The sequence below is a fragment of the Citrobacter sp. Cm046 genome (genome assembly GCF_030333065.1).
In the GTDB taxonomy this organism is placed as follows: Bacteria; Pseudomonadota; Gammaproteobacteria; order Enterobacterales; family Enterobacteriaceae; genus Citrobacter; species Citrobacter murliniae.
Window position 1 is genome coordinate 324,524 of the sequence record NZ_JAOWGP010000046.1, and the last position, 13,630, is coordinate 338,153.

The following is a 13,630-nucleotide window of genomic DNA, read 5'->3' on the forward strand; positions in this document are numbered from 1 at the left end:
TTTATTGTAACAACGCCGCAACATCAGATTCAGTTAACAGGGAAGGAGAATAAGCAGGCAGTTAAGAATGACGAGGGGGCAGTTCTTCTTTTATTTCAACGTACAGTCACCGCACTGCTGGACATCGGGTAGACGGTAGCGCTGGCAACAGGTTCTGCGAACCAGCAGCCCTTCACGCGGAACAACAGTACGCCACAAAGGATTGTCCCGGCCACAGGATAACTGTTTCTCAAAGAAGCAGGCTTGTCGCAACATTGTCAGTAATTCATCACCGAGTAACGGTTTCATCTCCGTTAAATACCAGTGAATTAAATATCCGGTGTTGCTCCAGATAAGCTTACCGTTGATCTCACCTGTCGACTCCAGCGCCTGAACAACGGGTGTCAGTGCTGAGAGAATCAGTGTTTCCATCCGTTGTTGTGGAGTGAAGGCAGTGGCGTGTTTATCCTGATGTACATCTATCCAGAAACATGCAGCACGACCCGTTTCGTGAAACTCGACGTGCATATGTTCTGGAGCGGTATCGATGGCTTCTTTTTGTGTCAGAAGGGCTAACATCAGCGGAGGCATCATCAGCCCGATATACCATTGCGCCCACAGGGAAATCAGTGGCTTATTTTCGCGTGTTAATGTGGGTTGGTTACGATATATATGGTCAGAATAAACTGCCAGCAACGAGTTTAGCGTAGCGGGCTGGGTCCATTCATGCAGCGTCATGGCATTTTGTGGCGGTGTTTCGTCAAGACGAATGAAGTCCAGTAGATGCTCGCGGGTCTGAGCGATTGTTGCTCGCACGGAATCTGCCAGCGATGCTTTCTCGGGAGGGAGAGGGGTTCGCCAGATGACATCTTCAACGATCGGTGCGGAACGGTAAGCCATGTCTATATAGAGATGTTAATCTAAATGATAATGATTGCCAATCCTATAGACGAGGGAAAACGATGGCAAGATTTTTGTCGCGATGTTGGACAACAGCGCACAGATAGCTCAGACCGAGGGGCTGCTTACCCGTAGTTCATCACTGACCAGAGTGTTATTACGGCCCAGGTTCTTGGCTTCGTAGAGGGCTTTGTCTGCTTTAGCGATGGCTTCGTCAATCTCCTGATCTACCAATGGTGCAATGCCGATACTGACGGTCACATTGGTCGCCACGCTTTCATTAAACATGTGAGGAATTTTAAGATCGTAGACCTTCTGGCGAATTCGCTCGGCAGCAGCCTGTGCCTGCGCTGGATCGATAGCGGTCAGCAACACCATAAACTCTTCACCACCAAAACGCGCCACTACGTCCCGCGAGCGCACTGAGTCGCGAATAGCGGCAGAAACACGAATCAGCGCCTGATCGCCCATCATATGGCCGTAATGATCGTTGTAGGCTTTGAAATGGTCGATATCCAGCAACAGGACATAGTGCCTGGAATTACTGAGGGCCAGCAGCGTATCAAGCCGGTTTTGCAGGCCCCGGCGATTATACAGACCCGTTAATGGGTCGAGCATACTAAGTCCGTTTAGTGTTTCACGCTCTTCCAGCAGCTTGTACATCAACTGCTGGGCAAAACCGTCATAGCGCTTTTGTATCACGTGTTGAATAGCGATCCCGGCCATGGGCAGCGCCATAAAATAGATAATTCGCAGACCGTGCTCGCTACCGTTAAGCCACAGACACACGGCGACTGAAGGTAATGAATGGAGGGTAAACGCAATGATATTATTGGCAAAAGCAATCGAGCCAATAAACAGCACGCTGAGAAGCGCTATCAATAGAAAATAGTAATCATTATGACCTAATACAGAAGATTTCAGAACAATATGTGTCGCCCATAACAAGCCAAAAATGATTGAAATAAGGGGGAGATTAATTCTTTTATCGACATATTTCTCATGCCAGACCAACAACAGCGTACTCGCGGCGCAGATGAGTACTGCTGGTGCGGATAATGCCTTGACGGCAAAAAGCGGGAAGAAAAGCGTAAACAACGAGGAGACTGCGTTGAGAAGCAGAAACAAACGTAAAGAGAGTTGGTATTTTTTAGTGCGCAGAGCTCGCCAGGATTGTACTGTCATAGGTAAATATTGTTATTTATCTGCAAGATACGAAGATGTGTTTGTCAGGGAAAAAATAACGAGTGAAAAATCATTCACATAGGTATTTATAGTTTTTTGTTGAAAAGCTAACCGCCGTGCAATTTATCACCTTCAATTATTCATGTCATCAATCGTTAAGTAAAACTCATATAATTGATAGTCTTTCCAGGCTGACAAATGAGAAAATATATCATATGATATTGGTTATCATTATCAATGTCGTAGGTGAAACCATGTTGCAACGTGCGCTGGGCAGTGGATGGGGAGTGCTACTGCCGGGAATATTAATTGCCGGGCTGGCATTTACTGACCTGTCAGTTTACGCATGGAAAGCGGTGGTTGTATTAGGGTTACTACTGACTTCACTCATGCTGTATCACAAGCAATTACGGCATTTTGTTTTGCTACCTTCATGCGCAGCGCTAATTGGTGGCGTTGTTCTGATGATGATGAACTGGAATCAGGGGTGAGGTGAAACAGAAAAAACAGAAGGGAAAATAAGATAATTGGTGCGAGGGGGGGGACTTGAACCCCCACGTCCGTAAGGACACTAACACCTGAAGCTAGCGCGTCTACCAATTCCGCCACCTTCGCACAGTCATCTTACTTTTTGATATCGCCTCGTTGGTGCGAGGGGGGGGACTTGAACCCCCACGTCCGTAAGAACACTAACACCTGAAGCTAGCGCGTCTACCAATTCCGCCACCTTCGCCCAGTGCGAGCAATATCAACGTGGATTATGGTGCGAGGGGGGGGACTTGAACCCCCACGTCCGTAAGGACACTAACACCTGAAGCTAGCGCGTCTACCAATTCCGCCACCTTCGCACAGTCATCTTACTTTTTGATATCGCCTCGTTGGTGCGAGGGGGGGGACTTGAACCCCCACGTCCGTAAGAACACTAACACCTGAAGCTAGCGCGTCTACCAATTCCGCCACCTTCGCCCAGTGCGAGCAATATCAACGTGGATTATGGTGCGAGGGGGGGGACTTGAACCCCCACGTCCGTAAGGACACTAACACCTGAAGCTAGCGCGTCTACCAATTCCGCCACCTTCGCATACCATCGATACTCAAAAAGTATCGTTACCACGGAGGCGCATTCTAGTGGTTTTCAGCTTTTCGTCAATAGTTAATTGTGCAGTCTGGGTTGATTGGTGCAAAAACGGCCATGTAAATGGCCGTTACATATTCCAGTTATGCTTTCTTCGCCTGACGCGTCATCACGGTACGGTACACTTTAAAACGTCCGGTCTGGGCGATGACTTCATGGAAGCCAAACATTTCATCCAGCACTTTCGGGTAAGGCAGGAATGCGTTGGCCACAATACGCAATTCACCGCCGCTGTTCAGATGACGAACCGCCCCGCGAATTAACGTTTGTGCGGCATCAAGACTGGTCTGCATACCGTCGTGGAATGGCGGGTTAGAGATGATCATATCAAAGCGCCCGGTCACATCGGAAAAGACGTTACTGGCGAGAACATCACCTTCAATACCATTTGCGGCCAGCGTTGCGCGGCTGGCTTCAACCGCAGATGCGCTGACATCGCACAGCGTTAAACGAACTTTCGGTGAATGGCTGGCTAATGCGACGGAGAGTACGCCTGCGCCACAGCCAACATCCAGAACTTTACCTTTGGTGTGCGGTGTCAACGTTGACAGCAGCAACTGGCTGCCCACATCCAGGCCATCACGGCTGAACACACCAGGTAGCGTTTTGATGGTCAAATTGTCAACGTTGTACTCGTCCCAGTACTTTTCGGCGTCAAAGACTGGCTGTTTTTCCAGACGACCGTGATAGAGGCCACAGCGGCGCGCACTGTCGACTTTATTCAGCGGTGCGTATTCGGCCAGCATTTGTTCTGCGCTGCGTACGCCACTGCGGTTCTCACCGACGATAAAAATATCGCTGCCCACCGGCAGTAGCGACAGAATATTCATCAGTTGGAATTGGGCTTCCGGCTTATTTTTGGGCCAGTAGTAAATTAACGTATCGCTATCTGCGATGTCTTCGGCCTGTGCGACGAGGCTAAAGCGAACGTTGTCACCCATCTGACGGTTTAATACCTGCCAGTGGTGGAGTTGTTGGGTATGCGCCCGGCTGGCGGCGCTTTCGAAGTGGGCTGGCAGGTCATCTTGCAAATCACCGGCAAACAGAATACGGCTTTGTTCGAAATCATCACTGTGGCGCAGCAAGACTTCACTTGCCGGGGTAAAAGCAGACATGGAGTGCTCCTCAATTTATACAGGTTGCGATTATATACAAAAAATCATTCAAGCTGTATCAAGGCGGCCTGCGGGATGACGTGTATCGTTGTTTGTTGGCGCTGATTCGACAGATTTGCTATATTTGCGCCCCTGATAGACAGGAGTGTTTCGCTATGACATCCCGACGAGACTGGCAGTTACAGCAACTGGGCATTACGCAGTGGTCGCTGCGTCGTCCTGGCGCACTGCAGGGCGAGATCGCGGTTTCAATTCCTGCGCATGTCCGTCTGGTAATGGTTGCCGCGGAGTTACCCGCGCTAACCGAACCGTTGATGAGCGATATTTTACACGCATTGACCGTCAGTCCGGATCAGGTTTTACAACTGACGCCTGACCGTGTCGCCATGCTACCACAAGGCAGTCGCTGTAATAGCTGGCGGCTGGGTACCGAAGAGCCTTTGCAGTTGGATGGCGCTCAGGTCGCCAGCCCGGCGTTTAATGAATTACGGGAAAACCCAGCGGCACGTGCCGCTTTATGGCAACAAATCTGCGCATATGAACACGATTTCTTCCCTCGGTCCGACTGATTTACCCACAGCATTTCAGATTGAAAAACGCGCCCATGCATTTCCATGGAGTGAAAAAACATTTGCCAGCAACCAGGGCGATCGTTACCTCAATTTTCAGCTCACAGTTGACGGAACGATGGCCGCCTTTGCAATTACGCAGGTGGTGCTGGATGAAGCTACGCTGTTCAATATTGCCGTCGACCCTGATTTTCAGCGTCGAGGTTTAGGACGCGAACTACTGGATCATTTGATCGATGAACTGGAAAAGCGGGGGATTCGGACGCTGTGGCTCGAGGTGCGCGCTTCGAATGCTGCGGCTATCGCGCTATATGAAAGCTTAGGCTTTAACGAAGCGACGATTCGTCGTAATTACTATCCGACAGCCGACGGTCACGAAGACGCCATTATAATGGCATTGCCAATCAGCATGTAAGACAAGGTGTAATGATGATGAAGTGGGACTGGATTTTCTTTGATGCCGATGAAACGTTGTTCACATTTGATGCGTTTACCGGCCTACAGCGGATGTTTCTCGACTATAGCATTACCTTTACCGCTGAAGATTTTCAGGACTATCAGGCCGTGAATAAGCCACTGTGGGTGGATTATCAAAACGGTGCGATAACGTCATTACAACTGCAGCATGCTCGTTTCCAGAGCTGGGCTGAACGCCTGAACGTGCCGCCTGGCTCTCTGAACGACGCTTTTATTAATGCGATGGCGGAGATTTGCTCCCCGCTACCGGGCGCGGTTTCGCTCTTGAATGCGATTCGTGGCAAAACGAAAATTGGCATTATTACCAACGGCTTTACCGCATTGCAGCAAATCCGCCTTGAGCGTACGGGTCTGCGAGACTTTTTCGATCTGCTTGTCATTTCTGAACAGGTTGGTGTGGCAAAACCCGATCCGCGTATTTTTGATCATGCACTGACGCTGGCGGGCAATCCTGATCGCTCTCGAGTACTTATGGTGGGTGATACTGCGGAGTCAGATATTCTTGGTGGTATCAATTCCGGACTGTCCACCTGCTGGCTAAATGCACACCATCGTGAGCAGCCTGTGGGCATTCAGCCGACCTGGACGGTTGCGTCATTAAGCGAACTGGAGCAACTCCTGTGTAAACACTGATTGCCTCCCCCCTGTTGATGGGTAAAATAGCCGCAATTTTTCGTATTCAACATGCCCGGCCTGATGCCGTGCTTACCTAAGAAGATTTGACTATGACGTTGTCTCCTTATTTGCAGGAGGTGGCTAAACGCCGCACTTTTGCCATTATTTCTCACCCGGATGCCGGTAAAACGACTATCACCGAAAAGGTGCTGTTATTCGGACAGGCTATCCAGACCGCCGGTACGGTAAAAGGCCGTGGCTCCAGCCAGCATGCGAAATCTGACTGGATGGAGATGGAAAAGCAGCGTGGTATCTCCATTACTACCTCGGTAATGCAGTTTCCGTATCATGACTGTCTGGTGAACCTGCTGGACACCCCTGGGCACGAAGACTTCTCTGAGGATACTTACCGTACGCTGACGGCGGTGGACTGCTGCCTGATGGTCATCGACGCCGCAAAAGGTGTTGAAGACAGGACCCGTAAGTTGATGGAAGTTACGCGTCTGCGTGATACCCCGATCCTGACCTTTATGAACAAACTTGACCGTGATATCCGCGATCCGATGGAACTGCTGGATGAAGTGGAAAACGAGCTGAAAATCGGCTGTGCGCCGATTACGTGGCCGATTGGCTGCGGTAAATTGTTCAAGGGCGTGTATCACCTTTATAAAGATGAGACCTACCTGTACCAGACCGGTAAAGGCCATACCATCCAGGAAGTTCGTATTGTCAAAGGTCTGAATAACCCGGATCTCGACGCGGCAGTGGGTGAAGATCTGGCTCAGCAGTTGCGTGATGAGCTGGAGCTGGTTCAGGGGGCTTCTAACGAGTTTGACCATGAGCTGTTCCTGGCGGGTGAAATAACACCGGTTTTCTTCGGGACCGCACTGGGTAACTTCGGTGTAGACCATATGCTGGACGGTCTGGTGGAGTGGGCGCCAGCGCCAATGCCACGTAAAACCGATACCCGCGTAGTTGAAGCCTCAGAAGAGAAGTTCACTGGTTTCGTCTTTAAAATTCAGGCCAATATGGACCCGAAACATCGCGACCGCGTGGCGTTTATGCGTGTTGTTTCCGGAAAATATGAGAAAGGCATGAAAATGCGTCAGGTGCGCATTGGTAAAGATGTGGTTATTTCAGATGCGCTGACCTTTATGGCTGGAGATCGTTCTCACGTGGAAGAAGCGTATCCAGGCGATATCCTCGGTCTGCACAACCACGGCACCATTCAGATTGGTGATACCTTTACTCAGGGCGAAATGATGAAGTTCACCGGTATCCCGAACTTCGCACCGGAGCTGTTCCGTCGTATTCGCCTGAAAGATCCGTTGAAGCAAAAACAGCTGTTGAAAGGTCTGGTTCAGCTTTCTGAAGAAGGTGCGGTGCAGGTCTTCCGTCCGATTGCCAATAACGATCTGATCGTTGGTGCGGTCGGTGTGCTGCAGTTTGATGTGGTCGTTTCACGCCTGAAAAGCGAGTACAACGTTGAAGCGATTTATGAGTCGGTCAACGTGGCAACTGCGCGCTGGGTAGAATGTACAGACGTGAAAAAATTCGAAGAATTTAAGCGTAAAAACGAAGTTCAGCTGGCGCTGGATGGTGGTGATAATCTTACCTATATTGCCCCTACCATGGTTAACCTGAACCTCACCCAGGAACGTTATCCTGACGTTACGTTCCGTAAAACGCGCGAACACTAATCGACCTTCCAGGGTGCGGCTTCTGCCGTACCCTGCGACTTTCCCTGCCTTTTTAATCCCTTACGGAATGTTCTTAAATCCCGCATTTTATCTTCGTTTTGTCTGTTTTTTAATCTGTTTGGTCAGCGACTTCGAAATTGTGATCTATATTTAACAAAGTGATGACATAAGTGTCGGCATTTAAATGCCATGCAAATAAATGTTTATGGTTGTTAGAACTGATATTTATTTTTATCACGATATTAATAACTGGTTCGGGTCGTCGTCGTGCAGAACATCAATGTGAGTACTGTTGATTGTGATGGCGACCATTGACTTCTGAATTGAGTGATTTTCGCCACATTCAGCAATGCAGCACATGTGCTGCCAATGCTCGAATTATGAGCAAAAAAAACAGGATTAAATCGATGACAATGACAAGACTGAAGATTTCTAAAACGCTGCTGGCCGTGATGCTGACTTCTGCTGTTGCAACGGGTTCTGCTTTTGCAGAAAACGCGACAATGGACAAAGCGCAATCCGGTCTTGAAAGCGCGGGGCAGAAAGTCGATAGCTCTATGAACAAAGTCGGTAATTTCATGGATGACAGCTCCATCACTGCAAAAGTAAAAGCCGCGCTGGTGGATCACGAAAGTATTAAGAGCACCGATATCTCCGTCAAAACAGACCAAAAAGTGGTTACGTTAAGTGGGTTTGTTGAAAGCCAGGCCCAGGCTGAAGAAGCGGTGAAGGTAGCGAAAGGCGTTGAAGGGGTGACCTCCGTTAGCGACAAACTGCACGTTCGGGATAGCAAAAGTACGACTGTAAAAGGCTATGCGGGCGATACGGCAACCACCAGCGAAGTGAAAGCGAAACTGCTGGCTGATGACATAGTCCCTTCCCGCAAAGTGAAAGTAGAGACTACCGATGGTGTAGTTCAGCTTTCCGGAACCGTCGATTCACAGGCTCAAAGCGATCGTGCTGAGAGCATCGCCAAAGCCGTTGATGGCGTGAAAAGCGTCAAAAACGATCTCAAAACTCAGTAATTCGACTTAATTCGCCTTCCCGATGTTTGTCGGAAGGCGTGTTGTGCACCACACTAAAAAATATCGCAAATGGGCGGCCTGAGCGTCCATATCAAGCGGTTGACATTAACTATGGTAAAGGAGAAGCGTATGTTTCGTTGGGGCATCATATTTCTGGTTATCGCGTTAATTGCCGCCGCTCTGGGATTTGGTGGACTTGCGGGTACCGCTGCAGGTGCGGCAAAAATAGTCTTCGTGGTCGGGATTATCCTGTTTCTGGTTAGCCTGTTTACCGGTCGTAAACGACCCTAGCGCGTAAACCGTAAAGAAAAATTGCTACCAAGCCAGTCCAGTGGACTGGCTTTTACGGTTTTAGCGATGAGCAAATTGCGTTACTTTGTCGTTCTATCACAAAAAATACAGGAAGGCAGAGGTGGGGCAGAGAATACCCGTCACGCTCGGTAATATTGCGCCGTTATCGTTACGTCCGTTTCAACCTGGCAGTATGGCGCTGGTGTGCGAAGGCGGAGGACAAAGGGGGATCTTTACTGCAGGCGTACTGGATGAGTTCATGCGTGCGCAATTCAATCCCTTTGATTTCTACTACGGGACTTCCGCTGGCGCGCAAAATCTTTCGGCCTATCTTTGTAATCAGCCCGGTTACGGACGCAAAGTTATTATGCGTTACACCACAAAGCGTGAGTTCTTTGACCCGGTGCGATTTGTGCGCGGGGGAAATCTTATCGATCTCGACTGGCTGGTGGATTCAACATCGACGCAGATGCCGCTGGCGATTGATAACGCAGAGCGCCTGTTTGCAGCGGGAAAAGCTTTTTACATGTGCGCCTGTCGGGGAGATGACTATAGCCCGGGCTACTTTTCACCTACCCGACAGAATTGGCTCGACCTTATCCGCGCCTCCAGTGCTATTCCGGGATTCTATCGTTCGGGAGTGTTGCTTGACGGTGTCAACTATCTGGATGGGGGAATTAGCGATGCTATCCCCGTGCAGGAGGCGGCAAAGCAGGGGGCAAAAACGTTGGTGGTGATCCGCACCGTGCCCTCGCAAATGTACTATACGCCACAGTGGTTCAAGCGGATGGAGCGCTGGCTGGGGGAAAGCAGCTTGCAACCGTTGGTGAATTTAGTTCAGCATCATGAAACCAGCTATCGTGCTATTCAGAATTTTATTGAAAAACCGCCCGGTAAGCTGCGTATCTTTGAGATCTATCCGCCAAAACCGCTGCACAGTATGGCGTTAGGTAGCCGTATTCCGGCACTGAGAGAAGACTACAAAACAGGACGCCTTTGCGGTCGTTACTTTTTGGCTACCGTGGGTAAGTTGTTGGCGAAAAATACGCCGTTGCCGCGCCAGACTCCGAAGATTGTGGTGCCGGGGCCGGTGGTGGTCCCTCCTGCGCCTGTTGCCAATGATGCCCATGCCCCGGTGGTTACCCACGCACCCCAGGCCAACGACACGACATTCAATAATGAGGATCTGGCGTGAGTTATCGTTTTATCGATACGCATTGTCATTTCGATTTTCCGCCCTTTGTCGGTGATGAACCTGACAGTATCCAGCGTGCCGCTGAGGCTGGGGTGAACAGCATCATTGTCCCGGCCACTGAGGCGGTGAATTTTTCACGCGTGCTGGTGTTAGCACAAACCTATCCATCGTTGTTTGCCGCATTGGGTCTGCACCCCATTGTTATTGAACATCACGACGGCGACTGTCTGGATAGACTGCAACAGGAACTGGAAAAACGACCGCAGAAAGTAGTTGCCGTCGGAGAGATCGGACTGGATCTGTGGCGCGACGATCCGCACTTCGACAAGCAGGAATGGGTACTGGAGGCGCAGCTTAAGCTGGCGAAACGCTACGATATGCCGGTGATCCTGCATTCGCGCCGCACCCATGACAAGCTGGCGATGCATCTTAAACGCCACGCCCTCCCGCGAACCGGTGTAGTACACGGTTTTGCAGGAAGCATGCAGCAGGCGGAGCGCTTTGTTCAATTGGGCTATAAAATTGGCGTGGGCGGGACCATTACCTATCCACGCGCCAGTAAAACGCGTGAGGTGGTGGCGCAGTTACCGCTGGAAGCATTGCTGCTGGAAACCGACGCGCCGGATATGCCGTTAAACGGTTTTCAGGGCCAGCCTAACCGCCCGGAACAGGTGGTCCGGGTGTTTGATGTTTTATGTGAATTGCGTCCAGAGCCAGCGGACGTGATTGCTGATGTGCTGTATCGCAATACGACCGCGTTGTTTACCCTCTGATGGCCGGATAAGGCGTAGGCGCTATCCGGCAATTCACAAATATAACGCTGGATAAATCAGATTATCCACCCCGCGCTTGCGTAATTCTTTCGCCAATTGCTCCACATCCTCCGGCGTTGCGCTCGCCCACGCTTTGGCTTCGCCATATACGCCATGCGCATGGAATGCATTAAGCCGCACCGGTACGCGTCCCAGTTGGGTAATAAACGCCGCCAGTGGTTCGATATGATGCAGATAATCCACCTGACCGGGAATGACCAGCAGGCGCAATTCCGCAAGTTTTCCCCGCTTAGCCAGAAAGAGAATACTGCGCTTGATCGTCGCATTATCGCGCCCGGTAAGCTGCATATGGTATGCGCTGTCCCAGGCTTTGAAATCCAGCATTACACCGTCGCAAACCGGTAACAGCTTCTGCCAGCCGGTTTCGCCAAGCCAGCCGTTGCTGTCCACCATGCAGGTCAGGTGCTGTAACTGCGGATCGGCTTTGATCGCTGAGAATAGCGCAATCACAAAGGGGAGTTGAGTTGTGGCTTCCCCACCGCTGACGGTGATCCCCTCAATAAACAATGATGCCTTACGGATGTGGCGTAGAACCTCATTGACGCTCATGGTCTGCGCCATCGGTGTCGCCTGCTGTGGGCACATTTGCAGGCAGGTATCACATTGCTGGCAAATATCAGAATGCCACACCACTTTACTCGTATTCAGGCTTAGCGCCTGATGTGGACACTGCGGAACACATTCCCCGCAATCGTTGCAGCGTCCCATCGTCCACGGGTTGTGGCAATTTTTACAGCGCAAATTACACCCCTGTAAAAAGAGGGTCAGACGACTGCCTGGCCCGTCCACGCAGGAGAAAGGGATGATCTTACTGACCGAAGCGCATCTGCTGTTCATGGCTTACCACACGAGGTTGTCGATCCAGAATACGCGTATTGCGGGCGGCTTCTTCACCCAGCCAGGTGGTATTGGTGCGAGAGCCTTCGGCGCGATATTTTTCCAGATCGGACAGGCGCACCATATAGCCGGTCACGCGTACCAAATCGTTACCGCTCACGTTGGCCGTAAACTCACGCATACCAGCTTTAAACGCCCCGAGGCAAAGTTGTACCAACGCCTGAGGATTGCGTTTGATGGTTTCATCCAGCGTTAAAATATCGCTGATCCCGGCGTGATAATACGCGTGGTGTGGTGCAACGGTTTGCAGATGGGTGATAGGATCCGGCTCATCGCCATAAGGCAGACGCGCACCCGGCGTGGTGCCAATATCAGAACTGATACCCGACTGCGCATGCAGCATCGCGCGCTGCTTCCAGCCATATTTTACAGGTGTGTTTTCCACAAAGTCAGCAAGCTGGGCGCTGATACGATAGCCCATCTCATTAGCACTCTCATCCTTCCCGTAGCGGGCGCTCAGGCCAGCCTTTTCACAAAGCAGGTTTACCGCTTCCGCCAGACCGTACATCCCAAACATTGGTACAAAACGTTTGGGATCAATCAACCCTTCCTGCACCAGGAAGCTATTCTCAAAGAAATGTGATTTCTCGTAGAGGAATTCACATCGTGAATCAATGATGGCGATTTGCTGCTGACAGTAGTGCGGTAGAGTGCGCGTAAAGAAGTCATCGACAGACGTGCTGCGCTCTGCGATGGCTTTCAGATTGAGTCTGACCAGCGTACTTCCTCCCCCAGCGAGAGGCAGGGAGTTGTAACAGCTGACCACGCCATAGTGGCCTTTTGTGAAAATTTTATCATTTTCAGGGCCGTTGGAAATGTGTGGTTTGCTGCATTCGCAAATATTTTTCGCTACGTTCAACAGAAGATCGTCAGGAGTAATTTGCGGATCATAAATAAATGTCAGATTAGGGGAAACCTGCTTTAACTCTGCATCTGCACGTAAAATTGCTCGCGTAACTGGTGTGTCAGCAGGACCGATGTTGGCATGCATAAACGCATCTGGCAGCGTTCTGTCGAGATAACGCCAGAAACGTTTTATTCGAATGTCGATCTCTTCTTGTGTTAGAATTCTAACATACGGTTGCAGCAAAGCATCGATCTGCCCGAGGTAGACCGGCATCGAGGTTACTGACGGAACATGGTGGTACAGGATGGTCAGCAAGGATAATGCGTCATCAAGATCCTTTGCGCCTTCCAGTTCCAGCCATGATGAACCGTTGGCCAGAAAACGAGCGTAATCGGGTAAAACATAGCGCGGCTTGAACGGGGCATGACCTTCATACATATCGCAGATAACCCCGTCATCCAGCGCCTGGCGGGCTTCAACAGGCAAATGGGGATAAGGTAGAGCGTTCTCTGCCTCCAGCGCCAGAAAATGGCGTTTCTGTTCAGGGCTGAGCACCGGACTGGTCACGATTTGTTGGCAACGCTGTTGCAGCGCGAGTTCAGAGGACGTGGGCATCGTTGGTTCCTTTATGTGCCGAATAGGAGCTGAAGGTTAAGTGTCATTGTAGGAAGCTGTACAACATCAACCTTTGATCCGGATGCGGCTGAAGCCATCACATCCTGCCGGTAAAGGTTATTTATTTGAAGTAGATCTCATTAGAGTAATGCAAATCTGTATGTGGTTTTCATTAACTGTGATGTATATCGAAGTGTAATAGCGAGCGGATGTTAGAATACTAACAAACTCGCAAGGTGAAATTTTATACGG

At 50.4% G+C, this 13,630-nt stretch carries 14 protein-coding genes and 5 tRNA genes; 9 read left to right on the forward strand and 10 right to left on the reverse strand.

Annotated elements, in window-relative coordinates:
* Positions 1-90: 90 nt before the first annotated feature.
* Complete coding sequence (gene fhuF / locus OGX98_RS22800) at positions 91-879, reverse strand: siderophore-iron reductase FhuF (RefSeq protein WP_045439449.1); 789 nt, start codon at positions 877-879, stop codon at positions 91-93.
* Between the two features lie 108 nt (positions 880-987).
* Positions 988-2,064, reverse strand: a complete 1,077-nt coding sequence (locus OGX98_RS22805; RefSeq protein ID WP_048222131.1) for a GGDEF domain-containing protein — start codon at positions 2,062-2,064, stop codon at positions 988-990.
* A gap of 254 nt (positions 2,065-2,318) precedes the next feature.
* Here OGX98_RS22805 and OGX98_RS22810 point away from each other — a divergent pair, with 254 nt between their 5' ends.
* Positions 2,319-2,555 carry a DUF1435 domain-containing protein gene (locus OGX98_RS22810; protein ID WP_286596013.1) on the forward strand — a complete coding sequence of 79 codons (237 nt, stop codon included), beginning with the start codon at positions 2,319-2,321 and terminating at the stop codon, positions 2,553-2,555.
* Between the two features lie 37 nt (positions 2,556-2,592).
* Here the strand turns inward: OGX98_RS22810 and OGX98_RS22815 are convergent.
* From OGX98_RS22815 to rsmC, 6 genes are all read right to left on the reverse strand, one after another.
* Positions 2,593-2,679: transfer RNA gene (locus OGX98_RS22815), tRNA-Leu, on the reverse strand.
* 31 nt (positions 2,680-2,710) lie between these two features.
* A tRNA-Leu gene (locus tag OGX98_RS22820) sits at positions 2,711-2,797 on the reverse strand.
* 28 nt (positions 2,798-2,825) lie between these two features.
* Positions 2,826-2,912, reverse strand: a tRNA-Leu gene (locus tag OGX98_RS22825).
* A 31-nt stretch (positions 2,913-2,943) separates the two neighbouring features.
* Positions 2,944-3,030 (reverse strand) — tRNA-Leu (locus OGX98_RS22830).
* A 28-nt stretch (positions 3,031-3,058) separates the two neighbouring features.
* Positions 3,059-3,145 (reverse strand) — tRNA-Leu (locus OGX98_RS22835).
* Between the two features lie 137 nt (positions 3,146-3,282).
* Complete coding sequence (rsmC, locus tag OGX98_RS22840; RefSeq protein ID WP_225760437.1) at positions 3,283-4,314, reverse strand: 16S rRNA (guanine(1207)-N(2))-methyltransferase RsmC; 1,032 nt, start codon at positions 4,312-4,314, stop codon at positions 3,283-3,285.
* A gap of 155 nt (positions 4,315-4,469) precedes the next feature.
* On the opposite strand from rsmC, the gene holD reads away from it, so the two are divergent.
* The 8 genes from holD (at position 4,470) to OGX98_RS22880 (ending at position 10,959) form a co-directional block, all read left to right on the forward strand.
* Complete coding sequence (gene holD, locus OGX98_RS22845; protein ID WP_045439461.1) at positions 4,470-4,883, forward strand: DNA polymerase III subunit psi; 414 nt, start codon at positions 4,470-4,472, stop codon at positions 4,881-4,883.
* Positions 4,852-5,298 (forward strand): ribosomal protein S18-alanine N-acetyltransferase, encoded by a 447-nt coding sequence (rimI, locus tag OGX98_RS22850; RefSeq protein ID WP_045439463.1) that lies wholly within the window; start codon positions 4,852-4,854, stop codon positions 5,296-5,298. Before holD ends, rimI begins: the two co-directional genes overlap by 32 nt.
* A gap of 17 nt (positions 5,299-5,315) precedes the next feature.
* The gene (yjjG, locus tag OGX98_RS22855) at positions 5,316-5,993 is read left to right on the forward strand and encodes a pyrimidine 5'-nucleotidase (RefSeq protein ID WP_045449431.1); all 678 of its coding nucleotides are present in this window, start codon (positions 5,316-5,318) and stop codon (positions 5,991-5,993) included.
* A 92-nt stretch (positions 5,994-6,085) separates the two neighbouring features.
* A complete protein-coding gene (gene prfC, locus OGX98_RS22860; RefSeq protein ID WP_045439466.1) occupies positions 6,086-7,675 on the forward strand; it encodes a peptide chain release factor 3 in 1,590 nt (529 codons plus the stop codon).
* A gap of 407 nt (positions 7,676-8,082) precedes the next feature.
* The gene (gene osmY, locus OGX98_RS22865; RefSeq protein ID WP_045439469.1) at positions 8,083-8,700 is read left to right on the forward strand and encodes a molecular chaperone OsmY; all 618 of its coding nucleotides are present in this window, start codon (positions 8,083-8,085) and stop codon (positions 8,698-8,700) included.
* 129 nt (positions 8,701-8,829) lie between these two features.
* Positions 8,830-8,991: a DUF1328 domain-containing protein gene (locus OGX98_RS22870; RefSeq protein WP_003019081.1), complete on the forward strand. Its 162-nt coding sequence runs from the start codon at positions 8,830-8,832 to the stop codon at positions 8,989-8,991.
* Between the two features lie 121 nt (positions 8,992-9,112).
* Complete coding sequence (locus OGX98_RS22875; RefSeq protein WP_045439472.1) at positions 9,113-10,186, forward strand: patatin-like phospholipase family protein; 1,074 nt, start codon at positions 9,113-9,115, stop codon at positions 10,184-10,186.
* Positions 10,183-10,959 carry a metal-dependent hydrolase gene (locus OGX98_RS22880; protein WP_284096624.1) on the forward strand — a complete coding sequence of 259 codons (777 nt, stop codon included), beginning with the start codon at positions 10,183-10,185 and terminating at the stop codon, positions 10,957-10,959. Before OGX98_RS22875 ends, OGX98_RS22880 begins: the two co-directional genes overlap by 4 nt.
* Before the next feature lie 33 nt (positions 10,960-10,992).
* Here OGX98_RS22880 and OGX98_RS22885 read toward each other — a convergent pair whose 3' ends face one another.
* Positions 10,993-11,856 (reverse strand): YjjW family glycine radical enzyme activase, encoded by an 864-nt coding sequence (locus OGX98_RS22885; protein WP_286595956.1) that lies wholly within the window; start codon positions 11,854-11,856, stop codon positions 10,993-10,995.
* On the reverse strand, positions 11,828-13,378 hold the full coding sequence (locus OGX98_RS22890; RefSeq protein WP_200011374.1) for a YjjI family glycine radical enzyme: 1,551 nt from the start codon (positions 13,376-13,378) through the stop codon (positions 11,828-11,830). The genes OGX98_RS22885 and OGX98_RS22890 overlap by 29 nt, the downstream gene beginning before the upstream one ends.
* Positions 13,379-13,630 lie beyond the last annotated feature (252 nt).

What these genes read in the sequence shown, in the direction of transcription:
- fhuF (WP_045439449.1), bottom strand. Translation starts at nt 879, where the DNA reads ATGGCTTACCGTTCCGCACCGATCGTTGAAGATGTCATCTGGCGAACC.
- OGX98_RS22810 (WP_286596013.1), top strand. Translation starts at nt 2,319, where the DNA reads ATGTTGCAACGTGCGCTGGGCAGTGGATGGGGAGTGCTACTGCCGGGA.
- OGX98_RS22870 (WP_003019081.1), top strand. Translation starts at nt 8,830, where the DNA reads ATGTTTCGTTGGGGCATCATATTTCTGGTTATCGCGTTAATTGCCGCC.
- holD (WP_045439461.1), top strand. Translation starts at nt 4,470, where the DNA reads ATGACATCCCGACGAGACTGGCAGTTACAGCAACTGGGCATTACGCAG.
- prfC (WP_045439466.1), top strand. Translation starts at nt 6,086, where the DNA reads ATGACGTTGTCTCCTTATTTGCAGGAGGTGGCTAAACGCCGCACTTTT.
- rsmC (WP_225760437.1), bottom strand. Translation starts at nt 4,314, where the DNA reads ATGTCTGCTTTTACCCCGGCAAGTGAAGTCTTGCTGCGCCACAGTGAT.
- OGX98_RS22890 (WP_200011374.1), bottom strand. Translation starts at nt 13,378, where the DNA reads ATGCCCACGTCCTCTGAACTCGCGCTGCAACAGCGTTGCCAACAAATC.
- osmY (WP_045439469.1), top strand. Translation starts at nt 8,083, where the DNA reads ATGACAATGACAAGACTGAAGATTTCTAAAACGCTGCTGGCCGTGATG.
- yjjG (WP_045449431.1), top strand. Translation starts at nt 5,316, where the DNA reads ATGAAGTGGGACTGGATTTTCTTTGATGCCGATGAAACGTTGTTCACA.
- rimI (WP_045439463.1), top strand. Translation starts at nt 4,852, where the DNA reads ATGAACACGATTTCTTCCCTCGGTCCGACTGATTTACCCACAGCATTT.
- OGX98_RS22885 (WP_286595956.1), bottom strand. Translation starts at nt 11,856, where the DNA reads ATGAACAGCAGATGCGCTTCGGTCAGTAAGATCATCCCTTTCTCCTGC.
- OGX98_RS22805 (WP_048222131.1), bottom strand. Translation starts at nt 2,064, where the DNA reads ATGACAGTACAATCCTGGCGAGCTCTGCGCACTAAAAAATACCAACTC.